General features: G+C 45.8%; 18 protein-coding genes. 16 read left to right on the top strand and 2 right to left on the bottom strand.

Translation table 11 applies throughout. The annotated features are described in order from the left end of the window. Positions 1-97: 97 nt before the first annotated feature. Positions 98-400: a hypothetical protein gene (locus E5Y90_RS12500; RefSeq protein WP_174660351.1), complete on the bottom strand. Its 303-nt coding sequence runs from the start codon at positions 398-400 to the stop codon at positions 98-100. Positions 401-1,179: 779 nt separating this feature from the next. On the opposite strand from E5Y90_RS12500, the gene E5Y90_RS12495 reads away from it, so the two are divergent. The 8 genes from E5Y90_RS12495 (at position 1,180) to E5Y90_RS12460 (ending at position 10,401) form a co-directional block, all read left to right on the top strand. Next, a complete protein-coding gene (locus E5Y90_RS12495; RefSeq protein WP_174660350.1) occupies positions 1,180-2,199 on the top strand; it encodes a sulfate ABC transporter substrate-binding protein in 1,020 nt (339 codons plus the stop codon). 206 nt (positions 2,200-2,405) lie between these two features. After that, a complete protein-coding gene (gene rsmH, locus E5Y90_RS12490) occupies positions 2,406-3,317 on the top strand; it encodes a 16S rRNA (cytosine(1402)-N(4))-methyltransferase RsmH (protein WP_151206665.1) in 912 nt (303 codons plus the stop codon). Between the two features lie 10 nt (positions 3,318-3,327). Next, on the top strand, positions 3,328-3,660 hold the full coding sequence (ftsL, locus tag E5Y90_RS12485; protein WP_151205328.1) for a cell division protein FtsL: 333 nt from the start codon (positions 3,328-3,330) through the stop codon (positions 3,658-3,660). A 15-nt stretch (positions 3,661-3,675) separates the two neighbouring features. Then, entirely contained in the window at positions 3,676-5,499 is a 1,824-nt protein-coding gene (gene ftsI / locus E5Y90_RS12480) for a penicillin-binding protein PBP3 (protein WP_174660349.1), read from the top strand. An 11-nt stretch (positions 5,500-5,510) separates the two neighbouring features. Continuing rightward, positions 5,511-7,007: a UDP-N-acetylmuramoyl-L-alanyl-D-glutamate--2,6-diaminopimelate ligase gene (locus tag E5Y90_RS12475; RefSeq protein ID WP_174660348.1), complete on the top strand. Its 1,497-nt coding sequence runs from the start codon at positions 5,511-5,513 to the stop codon at positions 7,005-7,007. Positions 7,008-7,015: 8 nt separating this feature from the next. Further along, entirely contained in the window at positions 7,016-8,419 is a 1,404-nt protein-coding gene (locus E5Y90_RS12470) for a UDP-N-acetylmuramoyl-tripeptide--D-alanyl-D-alanine ligase (RefSeq protein ID WP_174660347.1), read from the top strand. Then, positions 8,420-9,538: a phospho-N-acetylmuramoyl-pentapeptide-transferase gene (gene mraY / locus E5Y90_RS12465; protein WP_151205534.1), complete on the top strand. Its 1,119-nt coding sequence runs from the start codon at positions 8,420-8,422 to the stop codon at positions 9,536-9,538. Positions 9,539-9,591: 53 nt separating this feature from the next. Further along, positions 9,592-10,401: a putative RNA methyltransferase gene (locus tag E5Y90_RS12460; RefSeq protein ID WP_174660606.1), complete on the top strand. Its 810-nt coding sequence runs from the start codon at positions 9,592-9,594 to the stop codon at positions 10,399-10,401. Between the two features lie 57 nt (positions 10,402-10,458). Here the strand turns inward: E5Y90_RS12460 and ponA are convergent, their stop codons facing one another. Beyond that, entirely contained in the window at positions 10,459-13,002 is a 2,544-nt protein-coding gene (gene ponA / locus E5Y90_RS12455; protein ID WP_174660346.1) for a penicillin-binding protein PBP1a, read from the bottom strand. Between the two features lie 166 nt (positions 13,003-13,168). Between ponA and E5Y90_RS12450 the strand changes: the two genes are divergently transcribed. The 8 genes from E5Y90_RS12450 to E5Y90_RS12415 are packed head-to-tail and all read left to right on the top strand — an operon-like array spanning position 13,169 to position 20,842. After that, a complete protein-coding gene (locus tag E5Y90_RS12450) occupies positions 13,169-14,227 on the top strand; it encodes a pilus assembly protein PilM (protein ID WP_151205179.1) in 1,059 nt (352 codons plus the stop codon). Next, positions 14,227-14,865, top strand: a complete 639-nt coding sequence (locus E5Y90_RS12445; RefSeq protein WP_174660345.1) for a PilN domain-containing protein — start codon at positions 14,227-14,229, stop codon at positions 14,863-14,865. The genes E5Y90_RS12450 and E5Y90_RS12445 overlap by 1 nt, the downstream gene beginning before the upstream one ends. Then, entirely contained in the window at positions 14,862-15,581 is a 720-nt protein-coding gene (locus E5Y90_RS12440; RefSeq protein WP_151205181.1) for a type 4a pilus biogenesis protein PilO, read from the top strand. The genes E5Y90_RS12445 and E5Y90_RS12440 overlap by 4 nt, the downstream gene beginning before the upstream one ends. Continuing rightward, positions 15,581-16,108, top strand: a complete 528-nt coding sequence (locus E5Y90_RS12435; RefSeq protein WP_151205182.1) for a pilus assembly protein PilP — start codon at positions 15,581-15,583, stop codon at positions 16,106-16,108. The genes E5Y90_RS12440 and E5Y90_RS12435 overlap by 1 nt, the downstream gene beginning before the upstream one ends. Before the next feature lie 16 nt (positions 16,109-16,124). Continuing rightward, on the top strand, positions 16,125-18,299 hold the full coding sequence (pilQ, locus tag E5Y90_RS12430; RefSeq protein WP_174660344.1) for a type IV pilus secretin PilQ family protein: 2,175 nt from the start codon (positions 16,125-16,127) through the stop codon (positions 18,297-18,299). A gap of 36 nt (positions 18,300-18,335) precedes the next feature. Further along, entirely contained in the window at positions 18,336-18,872 is a 537-nt protein-coding gene (aroK, locus tag E5Y90_RS12425) for a shikimate kinase AroK (protein WP_151205184.1), read from the top strand. 26 nt (positions 18,873-18,898) lie between these two features. Then, complete coding sequence (gene aroB / locus E5Y90_RS12420) at positions 18,899-19,984, top strand: 3-dehydroquinate synthase (RefSeq protein WP_174660343.1); 1,086 nt, start codon at positions 18,899-18,901, stop codon at positions 19,982-19,984. A gap of 6 nt (positions 19,985-19,990) precedes the next feature. Then, complete coding sequence (locus E5Y90_RS12415) at positions 19,991-20,842, top strand: hypothetical protein (protein WP_174660342.1); 852 nt, start codon at positions 19,991-19,993, stop codon at positions 20,840-20,842. The last annotated feature ends 601 nt before the right edge of the window (positions 20,843-21,443 follow it).

Raw genomic sequence — 21,443 nt, 5'->3', positions numbered from 1 at the left:
AACGAAAAAGCCATCTACTGAATGCTTTATTCAAACATTGCATGAGATGGCTGAAAAATCGCAGGGAATGGTCAGATTAAGACTGGCCTACAGGCATTTAAGAATGGTTGGGGGAAAAAATGCTTTGTACAAAACGGGTAAAACGCTGGTTTTGTGCGGCAAAGAAATTTTGTGATGGGGTGATTTTTAGGGCCGTCTGCACTTTCAGATTATCTTCCGTATACAGGGTCTTATCTGTCTTGTGCTGTTGTAGCGCTTTTTCAATCGGAGAGTTTTTGACTTCGAGTTGGTTAATCAAAGTTTTAGGTGCAGTGTTTTTTATGACCACCGCATGACCGAACTGTGTAGTCAACAGCATGATTAGGCTCAGGATGCTGGTTGTCAATAGACTGGTTTTCATTTACAAACCTCCCCTTGGCTATGATTGGACTTATTTTGCTTAAAATGTTTTTTTAATACTAAGTCTACAATTTAATATAGAGAATTAAAACTGTATCACATTTTTTACAAAAAAGTCTAAATAATGGTATAAAACTTTACCAAAAACGGCATTTCCCCCTCTTGAGGGCGTATTTTTAGCAAATAACTATGAAGAGAACGTGAAGAACTGTCTTTTATTGTAGCAAGAGATTCACTTTTAACCGAATTTGTATCTGTGTTTAAGACCTGAAAAACCTTTTAAAACCCTTTTTATTTGATTGATGTTATTATAAGTGTTTGGTTTTAAATAAAATTATTTTTTACAGAATACTTGAGCGTAACCGCTACTTTTCTTTATTTAAAGTAAAGCTCTTAGCTCTCAACTTTTGTAAAAAATGGATAATTGTAAAGGGTCAAAATCTCAACCAGAATTTTTAAATACTTTTTATAAGCTCCTCCAGAAATTAATCTGTTTAATGGTGCCTTATTGACTAGCTGTACTTAAAGCCACCCTGATCTACGGTCTGAGCCTGCTCGAAGCTCAAATTGGAAGGTTGATTATCCATTTTTCTCATATAGAAAGAATAAAATACTATATATTAGCGGAAGTCGGGTATCTTCAATTTTTTATTGAATAAAAACAATACATTGTACTTATATTGTTTTTATTCCATCAAGTTTTTCAGGGAGATGCTGAATTGCGATAAATCACTTTGTTCCATATAGTTCTCTCCATGATAAATGAACTTCCATACGGCTATGAAAACTGAATTGAAATCGTTGTTTCGTGCAGCATTACTGGCAACCGGTCTGGCGATGACTGCAACTGTGACCCAAGCCGCAGATCGTCAGTTCCTGAATGTGTCTTATGATGCGACACGTGAATTTTATGATGAGTTCAATAAGTCTTTCGGTGCTTACTGGAAAAAACGCACCGGTGTGGATGTCAACTTTAAACAGTCACATGGCGGTTCTGGCAAGCAGGCACGTTCTGTTGTCGATGGTCTGAAAGGCGACGTTGTGACACTGGCGCTGGCAAATGATATTGAAGAAATTGTGCGTTCTGGACAGATTCAGCCAGGGTGGCAAAAAGAATTTCCGCATAACTCTGCGCCTTACACCTCGACCATTGTATTTATGGTGCGTAAAGGCAACCCGAAAGGCATTAAGGACTGGACCGACCTGACTAAACCGGGTGTGGAAATCATTACGCCAAACCCGAAAACTGGTGGTCTGCCACGTTGGGTCTATCTGTCTGCTTGGGGTTATGCTGAAAAACAGCCAAGCGGTAGCAAAGCCAAAGCGCAAGACTTTGTAGCTAAACTCTATAAAAATGTCAAAGTGATGGATTCGGCAGCACGTGCATCCATGACCACCTTCGCTGAGCGTGGCATTGGTGATGTGTTATTGACCTGGGAAAATGAAGCCTTGGTTACCCAAAAAACTTTGGGCAAGGACAAATTTGACATTATCTATCCATCTTTAACCATTCTTACAGAGCCTTCAGTCGCGATTGTAGACCGTACAGTGGAAAAAAATGGTAATAAATGGCTGGCGACAGGCTATATCAATTACCTGTATTCACCACTGGGGCAAGAGATGGCAGCCAAGCATTTCTACCGTCCACATAATAAAAAAGTACTGGCCAAGTATTCTGCACAATTCCCTAAAATCAACACCTTTACCATTGATGAGGTGTTTGGTGGCTGGAGCACAGCACAGAAAACTCACTTTGCCAATGGGGCGATCTTTGACCAGATTTACAATAGCAAACGTTAATCATCGTTTGGTTATTTAAGTTGTCCACAAAAAAGCCTCTTTGAAGAGGCTTTTTTGTTATTTTAGCCGGCTAAATATGCTGGAAAGAAAATAAAAATGGTTTTCTGCATGAAAAGTAATATTTATCTACAAAAAGTCATTTGGAGCTTTATACAAACAGAGTGATAATGTGCAGTTAAATTTTTCGCCTTAATTATTGAGTTGTTATGTCACATATTTCTGTACTACTTCACGAAACGATTGATGCCTTGCTGGCTGGTCGCAATACAGGAGTTTATGTGGATGGAACCTTTGGGCGTGGTGGACATACGCGTTTATTATTGTCGAAATTAGATGAACATGCGCGTGTTTATGCTTTTGATAAAGATCCGCAGGCTCTTGCCGTGGCAGCTGAGCTGGAACAGCAAGATCCGCGTTTTAAAATTATTCATGCCAGCTTTGCCGATTTAAAAGAAGCACTGGCTGAACAGGGCATAGACAGTGTGGATGGGGTTATGGCTGACCTGGGAGTGTCTTCACCTCAACTGGATCAAGCCGAGCGGGGCTTTAGTTTTATGAAAGACGGTCCCTTGGACATGCGAATGGATAATTCACAGGGACCTACTGCGGCAGAATGGCTGATCGAGATTGAAGAAGAGGCTTTGGCTAATATTATTTTCCAGTATGGCGAAGAGCGTTATAGTCGCCGTATTGCCAAAGCCATTAAAAAGGCCGGCTATATTGCAACCACAGGCGAGCTGGCAGAAATTGTTAAGGTGGCGCATCCTAAATGGGAAAAAAATAAGCATGCTGCCACCCGCACTTTTCAAGCAATTCGTATTGCTATTAATAAAGAATTGGAAGATATTGAAATCTTCTTGCCTCAGGCAGTCGATATTTTAAAACCGGAAGGCCGTCTGGCGGTGATCAGCTTTCATTCACTCGAAGACCGGTTGATTAAACAGTTTATTCAAAAAGAATCGACACTCGCAGAAGACTCGGGGTGGGGCATGCCGCAACAACAGAAGGATACGCGACGTTTAAAAAAAGTGGCTCGTGTAAAGGCAAGTGAGGAGGAAGTGAAGGCCAATCCTCGGTCACGCAGTGCATGGCTGCGGGTTGCAGAACGTTTAGCTTAATAGGCACATCATGAAAACTGAAGTGGTTGGTAAAAAAACAGATAAGTTGTGGCTGAAAAAAGCCGTTACTTATATCGTGCTGGTACTGATGATCTTTGTCAGTGCAGTATTTGTGGTATTTCAAGTGTTTGAATATCGTCAGGACAACCGGAAACTGAGTACCTATCTGCGTGAACGTGATGATCTGAATGCAGAATGGGGACGTTTGCTGATTGAACAGCAGACTTTTGGAGCGACTGCGCAGATTGGTACGCGCGCGGTTACCCAGTTAAGGATGTACTCGCCACCGGTGTCACAAAGCGTTGTGATTTCCTTACCACAGACTTCAGATGAGAAAAAATAAGGCTAGTGCTTCAACATGGTAGACAAGAGAAAAAAGCAACCGGTACGTAAAAGGCAGTCCATCACTGATAAAAATACCTCAAATATTTATATCAACCGTTTCTATCTGATGTGGGCAGTGGTGCTGCTGTGTTTTATCGTTTTGATCGGGCGCGCCTTTTATGTGCAAATTATTAATAAAGATTTTCTGCAAAATAAAGCCAATGCCAACATTTTAAGAACCAATACCATCAAAGCCATGCGTGGCGTGATTTATGACCGCAATGGCGTGCCGCTGGCCATCAGTACACCCATCATGAAAATCGTGATTGACCCGCGGGATTATTTTGAAAATAAACAGCTCTATGAAGAGACCATGCTGGCCTTGGAAAAAGAGCCGAATAGCCGCAAATTGAAACGTCAGCTGCCGGATAAAAACCTGAATCTGGATGAGCTGGCAGATGCTGTCGGGATGGATCGGGCCGAATTGCGCAAGAAAATGGACGAGCGTCAGCGTTCGCGTTATCTGGTGCTGAAAAAAGAAGTACCGCCCCAGCAGGCGGAGCTGATCATGAAGCGTAATTTTCAGGGTGTATATACTGAGAAAAACTATAAGCGTTATTATCCGCAGCCACAGCCGAACTCACAGATTATTGGTTTGACCAACAGTGAAGGTACGGGTATTGAAGGTCTGGAAATGCAGCTGAATACCCGCCTGGCGGGTAAGGATGGCGAACAGCAGATTATTCGTGATAAAAAAGGGAACCGTGTCAAGGAGCCGGAAGTCATCAAGGAAGTTGAACCGGGAGAAAATATTACCCTGAGTATCGACTCACGCCTGCAATACATCATGTATCGTGAACTGACCGCAGCAGGGGTGGCCAATAATGCCCGTTCGGCGACTGCGATTGCAGTGGATGTTAAAACCGGGGAAATTCTGGCGCTCTCTTCCTGGCCATCGTATAACCCGAATGATAAAAATAGTTTGCAGAATAAAGATGCGATGCGTAACCGCGGTGCGATTGACTCTTTTGAGCCTGGTTCAACTATGAAACCGCTGACTGTGGCGATGGCTTTGGAAAGCGGTAAATACACCGCCAATTCAGTGGTCAATACCAGCCCTGGCAGTATGCGTGTCGGCAACCATACTATCCGGGATACCCATAACTATGGGCCATTAACCTTGGGCGGCATTATCCGGAAGTCTTCTAACGTTGGGGTTGCCAAACTAGCCTTGTCTTTGCCGTATGAAACACTGCCAACCTTCTATAAACGTCTGGGTTTTGGCCAGCGCTCTGCGGTGAAATTCCCGGGTGAAAGTGCCGGCTTGATTCTGCCGCCAAGCAAATGGAACGTCTCTGAAGTGGCCACCATGTCGTATGGTTATGGCCTGAATGCCACGGTCCTCCAGTTAGCCGATGCTTATGCAATGCTGGCCAATAAGGGCGTTAAAATGCCACTGAGCCTGTTCAAGCTTGAGGAGCAGCCCCAAGGTGAACAGCTGCTTGATCCAAAGATTGCGGATCAAGTTCTATTAATGATGGAAACAGCCACTTTACCAGGCGGTACTGCCACCCGTGCGGTGGTGCCGGGTTATCGTGTCGCTGGTAAAACGGGTACCGCACACAAGCTACGTGCCGACCGTAAAGGCTATTCGCAGAGTGAATACCGTGCTTTATTTGCCGGTGTTGCCCCGGTGAGTGATCCACGCATTGCCATGGCGGTGGTGGTGGAAAACCCGCAAGGCACCTACTATGGCGGTACAGTATCGGCGCCGGTTTTTGCGCGTGTGATGCAGGAATCCTTGCGCTTACTCAATGTCCCTTTGGACAAACCTTTAGAATCTCCCAAAGTCCAGTAAATAGGTGATTAATGTCTATTACATTCCAAGATATCTACACCGGGCCTGAAGCCGCCGATTGGATGTTACAGTCCTTTAACGGGTTTGAGCTGGATAGCCGTAAAGTTCAACGGGGACAAATTTTTATTGCCCTGACCAGCTTGTCCCAGCCAGAAAAAACGGCACAATTTGCTCACCAAGCCTTGGAACAGGGAGCACTGGCCGTTATTTCAGAAACTGATCTGGGATTGTCACCTGCACTGGTCGTGCCAGAGGTACGCTATCTGATGGGACAGTGGCAAAAGCAGTATTTACAGGCGGCTCAGCCAGTTAAACCAGTACGGATTCTGGCGGTAACCGGAACCAATGGCAAGACGACGATTTCCCGTCTGGTGGCAGAGCTGCTGATGCTACAAAGCAAGCCTTGTGCAGTGATGGGTACAACCGGAAACGGGATTCTGCCAAATCTGGAAGCCTCCTCGCATACCACGCTGGATGCCTTACAGTTGCAACATGCCTTGCATGGCTATGCAAAACAGGGCGCAGAATTTGCTTCGATTGAAGCCAGTTCGCATGGTCTGGAACAAGGTCGCTTGAATGGTTGTGAGATTGAAATCGCGGCATATAGCAATTTGAGCCGGGATCATCTGGACTATCATGGGACTTTGCAGGCATATGCCGAAGCCAAGTCTGCGCTCTTCAAGTTTGCCGGTCTGAAAGTTGCGATTATCAATCTGGATGATGACTTTGCCGATGTGATGCTGAATGCTGCAAAAAATAATCCAAGCCAGCCTAAAATATTAACTTATTCATTGTCTCAGCCAGCAGACTATCAGGTTCAGGATATCCGCTACAGTATTTCCGGAGCTGCATTCAAACTGCTGACTGCACAAGGCAGTTTTAGCATTCGTAGCCCGTTGCTGGGACACTTTAATATTGAAAATCTGATGGCCAGCCTGATTATGGCAGAGCAGGCCGGTTTTGCACTGGCCGACTTAATCGCGACAGTGCCTGAACTGCAAGGTGCACCAGGACGTATGCAGGTGATTCGTGATGGTGAACGCCTGTTTGTCGTGGATTATGCACATACTCCAGATGCCCTGACTCAGGTGCTGGTTACACTGAAGCGCCATGCGTCGAAAAGGTTATGGGCAGCTTTTGGCTGTGGGGGAGACCGCGACCGTGGTAAACGTCCGCTGATGACTCAGGCTGCGCTGGAGGGTGCCGATATCGCCGTATTGACCTCGGATAATCCGCGTAGCGAAGATCCGGCACAGATTTTTGCCGACATGAAACAAGGCATTGATTTTTCAGGCAAGACCTATCATGAAATTCAGGACCGCCGGGAAGCCATCAAATACACCGTGAAGCATGCACAAGCAGGTGACATTGTGGTGATTGCGGGAAAAGGCCATGAAAACTATCAGGAAATTGATGGAGTTCTTCACTGGTTTGATGATGTGGTCGAAGTTCAGGCAGCAATTGATGCCCGGCATCATACGACAGATTCAGCATTTCCCGCGCATTAGGATTTTACATGCATACCTCAACCACAACGACTGCGGCGCTAGAGCCGTGGAGTATAGAACAATTACAGCAGGCCACCCAAGGCTATTGGCTGAATGATAAAAAGCCTGACGATCAGATCAAGCGAATTTTAACCGATTCACGTCATGCGGAAACTGGCGATGCGTTTTTGGCACTCAAGGGTGAGCGTTTTGATGCGCACGATTTTGTGGCACAGGTCGCTGACCAGGGCTGTCAGCTGGCGATTGTCAGCTCTCCGGTAGATGCCGATATTTGTCAACTGGTGGTAGAAGATACCCGCCTGGCACTTGGACATCTGGGTGCGTACCGCCGTCAGCAGCATTCACAGCTTAAAGTAATTGCCTTGACGGGGAGTAGTGGTAAAACCACCACCAAGGAAATGCTGGGCAGTATTCTTTCACGTCTGGCACCTACCTTGGTGACCCGAGGCAACCTGAACAATGATTTGGGTGTACCGATGATGCTGCTGGAACTGCGTGCCGAGCACCAGTATGCTGTGATGGAGCTGGGTGCCAGTCATCGCGGAGAAATTGATTACACCGCCAATCTGGTGCAGCCCCATGTGGCCGGAATTATCAATATCGGTACAGCTCACCTGGGTGAATTTGGCGGGCGCGATGGCATTTGCCAGGCCAAGTCGGAAATTTATGCGCATATTTCTGAAACTTCGATTGTGCCGGCAGCTGATGATTATGCCGAGACAATTCGTCAGGCCGTGAGTACCGGGCAGGTCTTGAGTTTCGGTGCGGGTGGCGAGGTCTATGCCAGCGAAATCGAGTTACAGTCCCAGTCGGCCCGTTTTGTCCTGAATACGCCACAAGGTGCAAAAGCGGTTAATCTGCCATTTGCAGGTGAGCATAATATCGAAAATGCTACAGCTGCCGCTGCCTTTGCGCTAGCAATCGGGATCAGCCTGGAGGATATTGTGGCAGGCTTGGAACAGGCTGTGGGAGCTAAAGGTCGTCTGAATTTTATTCAGCACAAAGAATTTTTATTTATTGATGATACCTATAATGCCAATCTGACCTCTATGCGCGCCGCTGCAGAAGTGCTGGCGCAGCAACCGGGCATCCGGGTCATGGTGACGGGGGATATCGGTGAGCTGGGTTCAGCGGCAGCAATGGAACATTATAAACTGGGCCGTGATCTGGTGTCTGTGAAAGGCTTGAACTTTGTTGTGGCAGTGGGTGAGTTTGCACCTGCGGCACAGGAAGGGGCACGTAGTACGCAATATGGTAAAAAAATGCAGGCTTTTTTAAATCAGGAGCAGGCATTGCCATTTTTAATTCATTTGATTGAAACACATCAACCTCAGCCGATGTCTTTCCTGTTTAAGGGGTCACGTTATACCCATATGGAAACCCTGATGGCTGCATTGATGGAGAAACTCTAAATGCTGTTATGGCTATTTGAACAATTGGCGGGCATTGATAGCTCGTTTCAGGTGGTACGTTATTTAACTTTACGTGCCTTGTTAAGTGTCCTGACGGCATTGATGATTGGTCTGGTTCTGGGTCCTATCATGATCCGCAAGCTGCAAGCCCTGAAATATGGTCAGGCGGTCAGCTCGTTCGCACCGGAAAACCATGCCAAAAAAATGGGCACTCCGACCATGGGCGGGATATTGATCCTGTTATCGATCGGGATTTCCACCTTGCTCTGGGCGGACCTTTCCAACCCGTATGTGTGGATTGTCCTGGCTGTGATGGTGATTTTCGGTGCAGTTGGCTGGGCCGATGACTGGATTAAAATCCGTTATAAAGATAATGCCGGTTTGCCTGCCCGCAAGAAATTTTTCTGGACGTCGGTCGGTTCACTTGGGGCCGGGATTGCACTGTATGTAATCGCGCAGCAGCAGACCAATCCGGTACATACTGCGAATATGCTGGATCTGCTGATCCCCTTCTTTAAAGACTTGAGTATTCCTTTATCGCTGATTCCACTGGGGATTGGCTTTATTATTTTCACCTATTTTGTAATTAATGGAGCCTCGAACGCCGTTAACCTCACCGATGGACTGGATGGTCTGGCGATTATGCCAGTGGTTCTGGTGGCGGCTGGTTTGGGGGTGTTTGCCTATCTGGCGGGAGATGTGCGTTTTGCCAACTATTTGCATATTCCTTACGTAAAATATTCGTCTGAGCTGGTGATCATCTGTGCTGCCATGATTGGTGCCGGTCTGGCTTTCCTGTGGTATAACGCCCACCCGGCGCAAGTATTCATGGGTGATGTCGGCGCTTTATCCTTAGGCGCGATGCTGGGTACGATCGCCGTAATGGTGCGTCAGGAAATTGTATTTGCCATTATGGCCGGTGTATTTGTCGTCGAAGCCATTTCAGTTTTCCTGCAAATCGGTTCATTAAGAATGCGTAATAAACGAGTCTTCCTGATGGCACCGCTACATCACCATTATGAGAAAAAAGGCTGGCGTGAAACTCAGGTGGTGATTCGTTTCTGGATTATTACAATTATGCTGGTAGTTTTGGGCTTAATGACCTTAAAATTGCGTTAAGTAATGCATTGGAAAAAGTCGGTGCATGCCGGCTTTTTTGTTTGGAGAAAATGATGAATCTACTCATGTGCCCAGTCTGTCGTGAGCAGCTTAGCTTAAATGCGCGTAGCTGGCGCTGTGAGAATCAGCATAGTTATGATGTGGCCAAGCAGGGTTATGTGAATCTGCATGTGGTACAGCATAAACACAGTAAAAATCCGGGCGATACACCGGAATCGGTGCAGGCACGCCGGGCTTTTTTAAGTGCAGGTCATTATGCCCCCTTACAGCAGGCGGTCGTCGGGAAAATCCGTGAGCTGCGGATTGAAAACCTGCTGGATATCGGCTGTGGTGAAGGCTATTACACCGATGCCATGCAGGCTGAAGTAATGCAATGTGTCGGTGTCGATATTGCCAAGAATGCCATTCAGGTGGCCGCCAAACTAAATAAAGAAGTGACCTGGGTGGTGGGGACCGGAGCAACCTTGCCGGTACTGGATGAGTCGATTGATTTGTGTACCAGCTTATTCAGCCCGATTCCACAACAGGAGATTCTGCGGGTTCTGAAACCGAAGTCTTATTTGATGGTGGTGACCCCAGCACCACAGCACTTATATGCTCTGCGTGAAGCCTTATTTGAAGAGGTGAAGCCGCATGAACCACAAAAGTTTGTCGAGCAGCTCAAAGATGGCTTTGAGCTGCTCAGTGAACAGCTAGTAGAAGCCCCTATGACGCTGTCACAGGCTGATCTTAAACATCTGATAGCCATGACCCCTTATGCCTATAAGGCCAAAGCGGAACGCCGTCAGGCACTTGAGCAGCAGGAGCAGTTTGAGTTACAAGCTCACTATCAGATTTATCTGTTTCAAAAGAAATCACTTTAAAAAATCACGCAACAAAAAGCCCTCACTGGAGGGCTTTTTTGATGCGGGTTGTAAAATTTACTGTACTTGTTGGATCAGGTTGTCGAGCGCATCAGCACGTTTGGGTTGTAAGGGCTGTTCCTGTGACGTCGGTGGAGTCACAGGTGCTGGCGCCGGCTCTTCAACTGGAAGAGTAATTTTCTCTCCCGGCAGATCGTCAAAATCACTCTCTGCACGCTTCGGTACCATCACTGGGGCAGGGCGGTACAGTGGAGTTGCCAGTGGCGGAGATGAAGGATCCCGTTGTTCGGCCTCTGGCACTTCCTTGGAGCGGTTTAGAGGAGCTTTGGCATTTCGGTCCAGGCGTACCCAAGCCTCTGGCTCGCCTTTTAAAGCATTGCCCATGAAGTCAGTCCAGATTGGCAGGGCAGCGACTCCTCCATATTCACGACGACCTAAAGTGGTCGGCTGGTCAAAGCCCACCCAGGTTACTGTAACCAGTTTGCCATTGAAACCTGCGAACCAGGCATCTTTGGCATCATTGGTGGTTCCGGTTTTCCCGCCAATATCACCACGCCCAATTCTTAGGGCAGCGCGTCCGGTACCATGCTGAATGACATCACGCAGAATATTGGCCATGTCATAGGCCGAGCTGGATTTTAAAATACGCTGTGCCTGACGATAGTTGCTGGCTTCAGCTGAAATCTGTGGTGCCACAGTTTTCTTTTCCAGTGCTGCATTATTCAGCTCAATAGCTTCATCATCAGGCGTGATCACTTCAGCCGAAGCAGGAGCGTCTGCCTTGGTATTAAGACATGAAATGCAGGCATATTCAGGTTTGGCCATAAAAATGGTATTGCCATGCGCATCTTCAATACGGGTAATAAAATGCGGCTGAATGCGGTAACCGCCATTGGCAAAAGTTGCATAGCCTGTGGCCATCTGGATGGGTAAAACCTGTGGTGTACCGAGTGCAATAGTATAGTTACGCGGAATCTGGCTATCTTGCAGACCAAAATCCATAAACAGCTGCCGGGTGCGTTCAATACCGACTGACTGGAGCAGGCGTACCGAAACGGTATTACGGGATAGATAAAGTGCACGGCGTAATGGAATCATACCTAGGTAACGGCCATCCGAGTTACGTGGACTCCATTTACCAATAGTGATTGGCGCATCATTCACCATGGTATGTGGGGTCATGCCACGTTCTAAAGCCAGTGCATAAACGAAGGGCTTAATGATCGAACCAGGTTGCCGCCAGCCTTGAATGGCCCGGTTAAATTTGGACTGATAAAAATTATAGCCGCCTACCACCGCTTCAATCGCACCATTATTCGGGTTGATTGCAATCAGCTGACCCTGTGCTTGCGGAATTTGCACCAGTGACCAGGAGCTTTTATCCTGATTAGGTCTTAAACGGACAATATCTTTAACTTGAACAACTTGTGATGCTCGGTTCGGTGCAGCCCCCACGCTGTTGACGTTACGATAGGGACGCGCCCAAGACATGCCTGACCAAGGAACAGTCACAGTCGTACCATCCTGCATCAGAGCTTCAAAGCTATTCTTATGCACCTGAGTGACCTGAGCAGGAAAAGTATTGGCATAGGCACGGAAATTGCTCAGTGGCTGATCATGGGCTTCTGCCCCACGCCAGCCATGACGGCGATCATACGCCTCCAAACCATTTTGCACAGCTTGTTCGGCATAGGCCTGCCGTTGACTATGAATGGTGGTATAGACTTTATAGCCGGAATCTACAGCCTGCTCACCCAGATTTCTGACCAGTTCTGCCCGGACCATTTCGCCCACATAGGGAAATTTGTTACGGGTACTGCGATCCGGCATATCCAGGTTAACTGGCTCGGCAATAGCTTCCTGGTATTGCGTCTGGTTGAGATAACCCAATTGCAGCATACGTCCCAAAATCCAGTTGCGGCGCTCTAAAGCACGTTTTGGATTGGCGACCGGGTTATAACGGGAAGGTGCTTTGGGCAAACCTGCAATCATTGCCATTTGGGCAGTCGAAAGCTCTTCCAGACTTTTGTTATAGTAAATTTTGGCAGCTGCCGCGATACCATAAGCATTTTTACCCAGGAAAATTTTATTGACATATAACGTCAAAATTTCTTCTTTTTTCAGGTTCTGTTCAATTTTTCGTGCCAGAAAAATTTCAGTCAGCTTACGCTTTAAAGTACGTTCGGGGCTTAAATAATAATTCTTTGCAACCTGCATAGTGATAGTGGAGCCGCCCGTCTGTACATCGGAACCCGTTACACTTTCACTGAGTGCCCGTCCCAGGCCTTTAAAACTGATGCCGCTATGCTCAAAAAAGCTGGAATCTTCGGCCGCCAGAAAGGCATGAATAAACTCAGGTGGAATTTGTTCATATTTCACGGGAACCGAAAGTTTGCCGCCATACTCGGCAATTAGCTCATTATCCGCACTAAAAACTTGCAGGGGCTTTAATAGGGGAGCCTTTTGCAGTGTGGACATTTCAGGCAAAGATGGGGCAATATAGAGATACATGCCATAGAAACCCATCGGAACTGAGATCGCTATAATAATAATGATCAAAAAAAATGGATGAACAAGGCCTGAACAAGATAGCTTTTTCATAACAAGTAAGTTTTAATAAGAGCTAATGGCAAACTAATGAGCGATCAGTATATCCTTTAGATATGCATATTGTTAGATGAGTTATTGTATCTATATAAAATTATAGGCGTACTCAGTTGGTAAGCTGTATTTTTATTGGGGATAAAAAAATAATAGGAAAATGATGGTGCGCAGATTATATCGTAAGCCAAATAAGGGGTTAATGGGGGTTGATATTAGTTCGACTTCTGTAAAGTTGTTAGAGTTATCTGTAAAAAGTGGCCGTTATTGGGTAGAAAGCTATGCACTGGTTCCTTTACCAGAAAGCAGTGTGGTTGAAAAAAATATTTTAAATCCAGAAGCGGTGGGAGATGCTCTGGCACGTGCGATTAATCTAGCCAATCTCCAATCTAATCAAGCCGCTTTTGCCATTCCAACTTCAATGGTGATTACCAAAACTATTGAAATGGACGCTGATATGTCTGATGAGGAACGGGAAATTCAGATTCGTGAAGACGCTGAACAATATATTCCTTTCCCTTTGGATGAGGCCAGTCTGGATTTTGAAGTCCTGCCGGATCGCCTCGCGAACCCAAACCGGGTCAATGTGCTCTTGGTTGCGACCCGAATCGAGAATGTCGAAACACGTTCTGAAGTGCTGCAAATCGCCGGAGTAACTCCCAAGATTGCCGATGTCGAAAGCTTTGCGCTGGAGAATGCCTTTAAGGTATTTTCAGACACCTTGCCGATGGGGGTCAATACGGTCGGTATTCTGGATATCGGACATAGCATGACCACCCTGTCTGTTATGCAAAATAATAAAATCATTTATACCCGTGAACAGGTGTTCGGTGGCAAACAGCTGACTCAGGAAATCCAGAATCGTTACGGACTGTCTTTTGAGGAAGCCGGGCGTGCCAAAAAAAACCGTGCCTTGCCGGATGATTATGATGTCGAAGTATTGGAGCCGTTTCTGGATGCCGTGGTGCAACAGGCTGCGCGTTCCTTGCAGTTCTTCTTTTCATCTTCACAATTTAATGAAATTGATCATATTTTATTGGCAGGGGGGAATGCCAATATTCCGGGGCTGGCGAAATTGTTACAGCAGAAACTAGGCTACCGGGTCACCATCGCAAATCCATTTTTACAAATGGGCTTTGCTCCTCAAATCGATATTAAAAAAATTGAGAATGATGCGTCCTCACTCATGATTGCATGCGGTTTGGCATTGAGGAGTTTTGATTAATGGCAAGAATTAACTTACTTCCTTGGCGTGATGAGCTAAGAGTTAAAAGAAATAATGAATTTGTGGCAATTGGTGTGGGGGCACTTTTTCTGGGGTTAGCAGCAGCAGGATCGACCTGGTTTTACTATGACCATAAGCTGCAGGATCAGGAACAGGCCAATCAGCTAATTGTCAGTACGAACCAAAATCTGGATGTGCAGCTGAAGGCTCTGGAGGGCTTGCAAGAACAGCGTAATGCCATTGTGGAACGCATGAAGCTGATTCAGGGCTTACAGACCCAGCGCCCAATTGCGGTGCATCTGATTGATGAGATTGTACGGGTCACTCCAAGCAATATGTACATTACCAAATTTCAGCGTAGTGGTGATAAATTTACCATTGAAGGTAAAGCTGAAAGCCCGAATACGGTTGCAGAATTATTACGTAATCTGGAAGCTTCCTTCTGGTACCGGAATGCGTTTATGAATGCGTTTCTGGTGGCAGAAGCCTCAAAAGAAAAAGCGCCTAGTTCGGTTATTCCACGTGTGGAAGAATCCTATGGAAGTTTTACGGTAACGGTTGATCTGGATCAGATTAATCAACCTGTCCTGACCGAAGAACAACAGCCAGTTAGTCCTGCAGCGGGAGCATCATCATGAGTAATCAAGAATTTGATGAGTTCAGCCAAGAGACAGTGGCTGTTCCTAGAAAAAAAATGACGGTTGAAAAGTTCTTTCAGCAGTTTAATACCCTGGACCCGAATAATTACGGTAGCTGGCCTTTATCGGTCAAGATTAGCTGCTGGATTTTTATTATCGTCCTGATTTTTATGCTGGTGTATTTTATTGTGATTCGCAGCACCATTGAATCGATTTCGCAGGCCAATGCGCAGGAACAGAACCTGCTCAATGAGTTCCGTGAAAAAGAATCTAAATTGCGTAATTTGCAGCAGTATCAGATTCAGTTACAGGAAATGGAAGCACGTTTTAACCAGCAGTTAGAACAGTTGCCTAAAGAAACTGAAATTCCGGGACTGGTCGAAGATATTAACCTGAGTGGAGTGAACTCTGGTTTAAAATTCAAAAATATTCGTCTGGAGCCTGAAGTTAAGCAAGAATTCTTTATTGAACAGCCCATCGCTATTGAGGCCACTGGGGACTATCACGCATTTGGTTCTTTTGTCAGCAGCATTGCCGGTCTATCCCGGATTGTAACGCTGCATGATTTCACTATTAGCGGTACTGAAAGCCAGGAAAAGAAATCTGAAATTCCTGTGATTGACTATATCGTTAAAGCCAAGACTTATCGTTATGTTGGGAATAGTGATGATGCCTCATCCCCAACGAATAACGCCAGTACCACGGGGGCTCAATAATGAATATCATTAAAATGACATCGGCCTTGACCCTTGGTTTTTTACTGGCAGGCTGTGAGTCCAGAATTGATCTGGTCAATCAGGAAATGGCCAATATTCGTAATCAGCCGCCTTTACCGATTGAGCCTGCGCCAGACTTTATGCCTGTAGAAACGTTTAATTATGCAGCCCATTCACTAAAAAGCCCTTTTTTACCAAGCTCACTGGCAGCTGAACTAAAAATTATGGCAGGTAAGCGGGTTTATCCGAATTTATCACGTCAATTACAGCCATTGGAAAGTTATCCGCTGGAAACCTTGAGCATGAAAGGGACAATGAGAAATCAGGCAGGACAGATTCTGGCTCTGATGCAAACTCCGGATGGCGAAATTGAGCGGATACAGCGGGGCAGTTATATGGGGCTGAATCATGGTCGGGTGGTTAATATTACACCCACTCAGATCGACTTGATTGAGATTATTCCAGATGGCCGTGAGGGGTATGTGGAACGACCACGAAGTCTGGTTCTGATCGGACCAGCGCCATAAGTTTTAAGGAATAAAAATGAATAAGAGTATGAAAGAATTTATTTTTGGGGATGCTAATACAATGACTCATGTGTTTCGTCAGTTTTCAATGGGGGCTGTAGCGATTGCGGTCATGCAGGCAGCAAGCGCACAGGTGGCCTTGACCAATGTGGTCGCAATGCAGATTCCTGGACAAGGTACAGAAATTCGGGTCATGTTCAATGGTTTGCCACCGCAACCACAAGCGTATCAGTTGGAATCTCCTTCCCGGCTCATTCTGGATTTTGATCAGGCCCAGCAAAATCTTAAACAGGCCCATATTCCGGTCGCTACAGCTGAAGCTAATTCCGTGGATGTCAGCTCGGATGCTGAGCGTGCGCGCTTGACAGTGAACCTGGCTAAAGCAGGGGCGTTCACCACGCGCACTGAAGGTAATACCTTTATTCTTAAAATTAATTCGGCCAGCTCGCTAGCAACTGTACAGCCGGTTATAGAACAACAGAAAGTGGCTCAAGGCATTAGCAATATCAGTTTCCAGCGTGGTTCCCAAGGTGAAGGCCAGGTGGTGATTGATCTGGCCGGCAGTAATACCCCGGTAGATGTACAGCAGCAGGGCACTAAAGTCATTGTGCGCACTCTTGGAAGCAAGATTCCTGCGCATTTAACGCGTCGCTTGAATGTGAATGATTTCGCTACGCCTGTGTCGACAGTAGATGCTGTTAACCAGAATGGCAGTGGTGTTATTACTATCCAGTCAGGTGAAAGTTATGAATATATGGCCTATCAGACAGATAACCGGCTGACGATCAGCCTGAAGCGCCCTGAAGCGAAAAGTCCGCTACGTCCCAAAGAAATGACTTATACGGGCAAGAAAATCTCGCTTGATTTCCAGGATATTGAGGTACGTCGTGTGCTCCAGCTGCTGGCTGATTTTACCGATATCAATATGGTCGCAGCTGATAGTGTGCAGGGAAATATTACCTTGCGCTTGAAAGATGTGCCTTGGGATCAGGCGCTGGACATTGTACTGAAAACCAAAAATCTGGACAAGCGCCGTAATGACAATGTCATCTGGATTGCACCGGTTACTGAATTGATCAAAGCTGAGGAAGAAGAGGCCAAAGCCTTAGCGCAAAGCGTAAAATTGGCACCGATTCAAACGGAATATATGCAGCTCAGTTATGCTAAAGCAGTAGAAATTGAAAAACTGATTACACAAAATAAAGGGTCATCCAATTCAGGCAGCTCAACTGGGAGCAACAATAATGATGATAAGGAAAGTTTATTAAGTTCACGTGGTTCTGTTTCTATTGATGCCCGTACCAATACTTTAATTGTCAATGATACTCAGGCTTTTATTGACAAAATTCGTAACCTGGTTGATCTGCTGGATGTACAAGTCAAGCAGGTGATGGTGGAGGCGCGCATCGTAAGGGCCACGACTGACTTTACCAAAGAAATGGGCGTGAAGTGGGGTATTCTGTCACAGGGGATTACTAATAATAATCACCTGCTGGTGGGCGGGAGCGATACTACAATATGGGATCTTAGAGAACCTGAACTCGATAGTGAAACTGGTCGCTGGACTTATGATATTCAACGACCAGATAACCTGAATGTAGACCTGGGAGTCACCAGCCCTGGTGCCAGCCGGATTGCTTTTGGCCTAATCAGTTTATCTGACTTTATGCTTGACCTTGAGCTTTCTGCCTTGCAGGCTGACGGTTATGGCGAAGTTATCTCGACGCCTAAAGTCATGACTGCAGACAAGCAAAAAGCGATAGTTACGTCCGGTTCGCAGATTCCTTATCAGTCTGCAGAAGGGGGCGGTGCGAATGCGGTTTCAACTACCGAGTTTATTGATGCAACCTTAAGTCTGGATGTAACCCCAAGTATTACCCCAGATGGTAAGGTTCAAATGGAACTGAATATCACCAGTGACTCTCCAGGAAACCCGACGCCAACAGGCCAGTTAACGATCAACAAAAATCAGATCAATACCAATGTATTGGTCGGTGATGGAGAAACAGTAGTACTGGGCGGTATTTTTGAGCAGGAAACCCGTAATGCACAAACCAAGGTTCCATTCCTGGGAGATATTCCGTATTTAGGGCGTTTATTCCGTAAAGATTTGAAATCGGACAACAAGCGCGAGCTGCTGATTTTTGTTACACCTCGAATTGTTAATGACAGTGTTTCAAGAAATCATTAATATATTTTGAATTTAACAAAATGAATAGGTGACTCCTTGCCAAGCAAAGAGTTTGAAACCCTGCCAAATATCTATTTGGTAGGGCCAATGGGGGCCGGTAAAACAACAGTAGGACGACATCTGGCGGAATTGTTAGGACGTGAATTTCTGGATAGTGATCATGAAATTGAGCGGAAAACAGGTGCTACGATTCCTTGGATCTTTGAAAAAGAGGGTGAACAGGGGTTTCGAAGTCGTGAAACTGTGGTCATTGATGAGTTAACCTCAAGGCCACAACTGGTACTTGCAACCGGTGGTGGCGCAATTACCCAAGCCCCAAATCGAAATTATCTGAAACAGCGCGGAATCGTTGTTTATCTTTATACTCCAGTTGAAATTCAGCTACAACGTACCTATCGCGATAAAAACCGCCCACTCCTTCAGGTCGAAAATCCGGAACAGAAGCTACGTGATTTACTGGCGGTCCGTGATCCGTTATATCGTGAAGTGGCAGATTATATTATTGAGACCAATCAAGGCGCTGCACGCGACCTGGCGCAGCGGATTTTACATCTCATTCTTTCCAAAAAATAAGTTTAGTTGAATAAAGTGGTTCCATCATGCAAACCTTATACGTAGAACTCGGTGATCGTCGTTATCCAATCTATATTGGCAGTCAGCTCGATCCTCAGCAATTACTTGCGCCTTATCTTCATGGCAAACAGGTGATGATTGTGAGCAATGCAACGATTGCACCACTTTATCTTCAGCATTATCAGGCAGCCCTCGAACAGTTAGGTAAAACGGTGGCCACCTGCATTTTGCCTGATGGTGAAAAATACAAAAACATTGAACACCTGAACCTGATTTTTGATGCCTTGCTGGAAGCTGGATTTAACCGCGATTGTACCGTCCTGGCATTGGGAGGAGGGGTGATCGGTGATATGGCCGGTTTTGCTTCGGCCTGTTTCCAGCGCGGAGTGTATTTTGTTCAGGTACCAACCACCTTGCTGTCTCAGGTAGACTCTAGTGTGGGGGGAAAAACCGGGATCAATCATCCGCTGGGTAAAAATATGATTGGTGCTTTCCAGCAGCCTCAGGTGGTACTCGCGGATATGTCTCAACTGAAGACCTTGCCGGCGCGTGAACTGTCTGCCGGACTGGCTGAAGTGATTAAATATGCGCTCTTGGGTGATGAGTCATTTTTAGTATGGCTTGAGCAGCATATGGAAGCCTTGGTGGCTGGTGATGCCGTATTGCTGGCCGAAGCCGTCTATCGGTCATGTGCACATAAAGCACGTATTGTGGCCAATGATGAGAAAGAGCAGGGTGAGCGTGCGCTCCTGAATCTTGGTCATACTTTTGGTCATGCCATTGAATCTTATCTGGGCTATGGTGAATGGCTGCATGGCGAGGCTGTGGCAACTGGTATGGTTATGGCGGCTGATCTGTCACAGCGCATGGGATGGATTTCAGCAGCAGATCTGGAACGTACAAAAAAAATCATTTCTCGTGCCAAACTACCAATCGTTTGTCCTAAAATTCCTCTGGATGAGTTTCTGGCCTATATGGCCCATGATAAGAAAGTCTTAAATGGCCAGTTACGTCTGGTATTATTGAAACAGCTCGGACATGCCGTGATTACCCGCGACTTCGATGTCGAGTTAATGAAACAGGCAATTTTAGCCAATCAGGCACAGGTTTAAATTGATATGGCAGCATTAGGTACCCCTTGGCAAAAGATTCAGCATTATTTCTGGCTGGTCTGTGGCATATGCTGCCTGCTTGCTGCGCTGATCTTTTGGTCTATGACTGATTCTGAAGAGCTGGTAGAGATCCAAAAGCAGCCAAAATCTGAAGAAGAAATTCAGATTCAGCCCGAAAAGGTGGCTTCTATGACTCATCTTGGTGCATTGCAAGATGAGGTCAAACCTTTAGACCTAAATACACGTATTGTGGTGACAGCAAGCCATGAACCTGAGTTTCGTGGCAGTAAATATATCAGTGAAAACAAAAAACAGTATGCTATTGAACTGTTTCGGGTAAGGCAGGAAGCCATTCTCAAAAGCTTTCTTAAAAAACAGAGCGACCGTAAGCCTTTCACTTATGTGCGTGTTTCGGGTGAGAATCAGCCTGAACAGTTTGTATTGCTGTACGGTTTATATAAAACAGCCAATGAAGCGAACCAGGACTTATCAAGCCTGAACCTCAGTCTACCAAAATCGGTGCAACCTGAAGTTGTACAGATGCAGCGTTATGCCGGCCTGGTGGATGGACTGGGATCGGAAGAGCTGAACAGCCATCAAAAGCTATACGAGATTCGCCTGAAAAATGTGCCTTTACCGAGAGTAGAGGAATCCATCCGACCCAAAAATGATGCATCACCGAAAACTTCAGTTGGCTCTGGTACTGCAACAACCAGCACAACCGTTGTTCGCCGTGACGAATCTGGCAAGGTGGTCGATGTGAAAAAATCAGAAAGTGCCGTCGAGAATGCGCCACGCCCAGAAACCAATCCACGTCCTCAACCGCAGGAAAACGAGATTCGTGATCCCTTTAACTAATCCGGTCTAAAATAGCGCACCAAGCAATGACAAGAATCAAAAATGAACATTTTTGGTGCGAAAAATATATAGCTCTGTCTTCTTTCTCATAAGTCATTCTAGAGCGCTTTTATCAATCACTTTTTGATCAAGACCAGGGACATTTCCTGCTTGCAGGAGAGATTGAGGGAGAGATGCTTATACCACCCTCATTCTCTTGCGGTGCATGCTCCTCCTCCCACAGAGAATATCTATTTAAACATGTGAATCGGCTCATTATTGTTTTATGGATAGCAAAAAATATAGTAATTATTTGTTTTTAATGAATTTTTAATTTATATCTTAAAAATTGGCATGCAATTTGCTTTCTTGCTGGGTGAGTGAAATGAATCTCCCTGTTTTGGCATGACGATCATTGAATAACTGGGTGCTATAGTCATATTTCTGGCTCATTTTTATATCATGTATCAGCAAAATGAATTTTATTTTTCTTATATTCGGTTTAAAAAGGAGAGTAGAGGAAAGATAAGAGAGCCTGAATATTGCTGTAAAGAGGCTATTTTCCAGATCAGACCGGACGCCATCACATAGAAGAGTTTAGATTGTTTAATCGCCTATTGGC

It is taken from the genome of Acinetobacter sp. 10FS3-1, from assembly GCF_013343215.1.
Lineage (GTDB): Bacteria > Pseudomonadota > Gammaproteobacteria > Pseudomonadales > Moraxellaceae > Acinetobacter > Acinetobacter lwoffii_C.
Note: the sequence above shows the minus strand (reverse complement) of the source record. Positions and strands in the feature narration are given on the sequence as shown.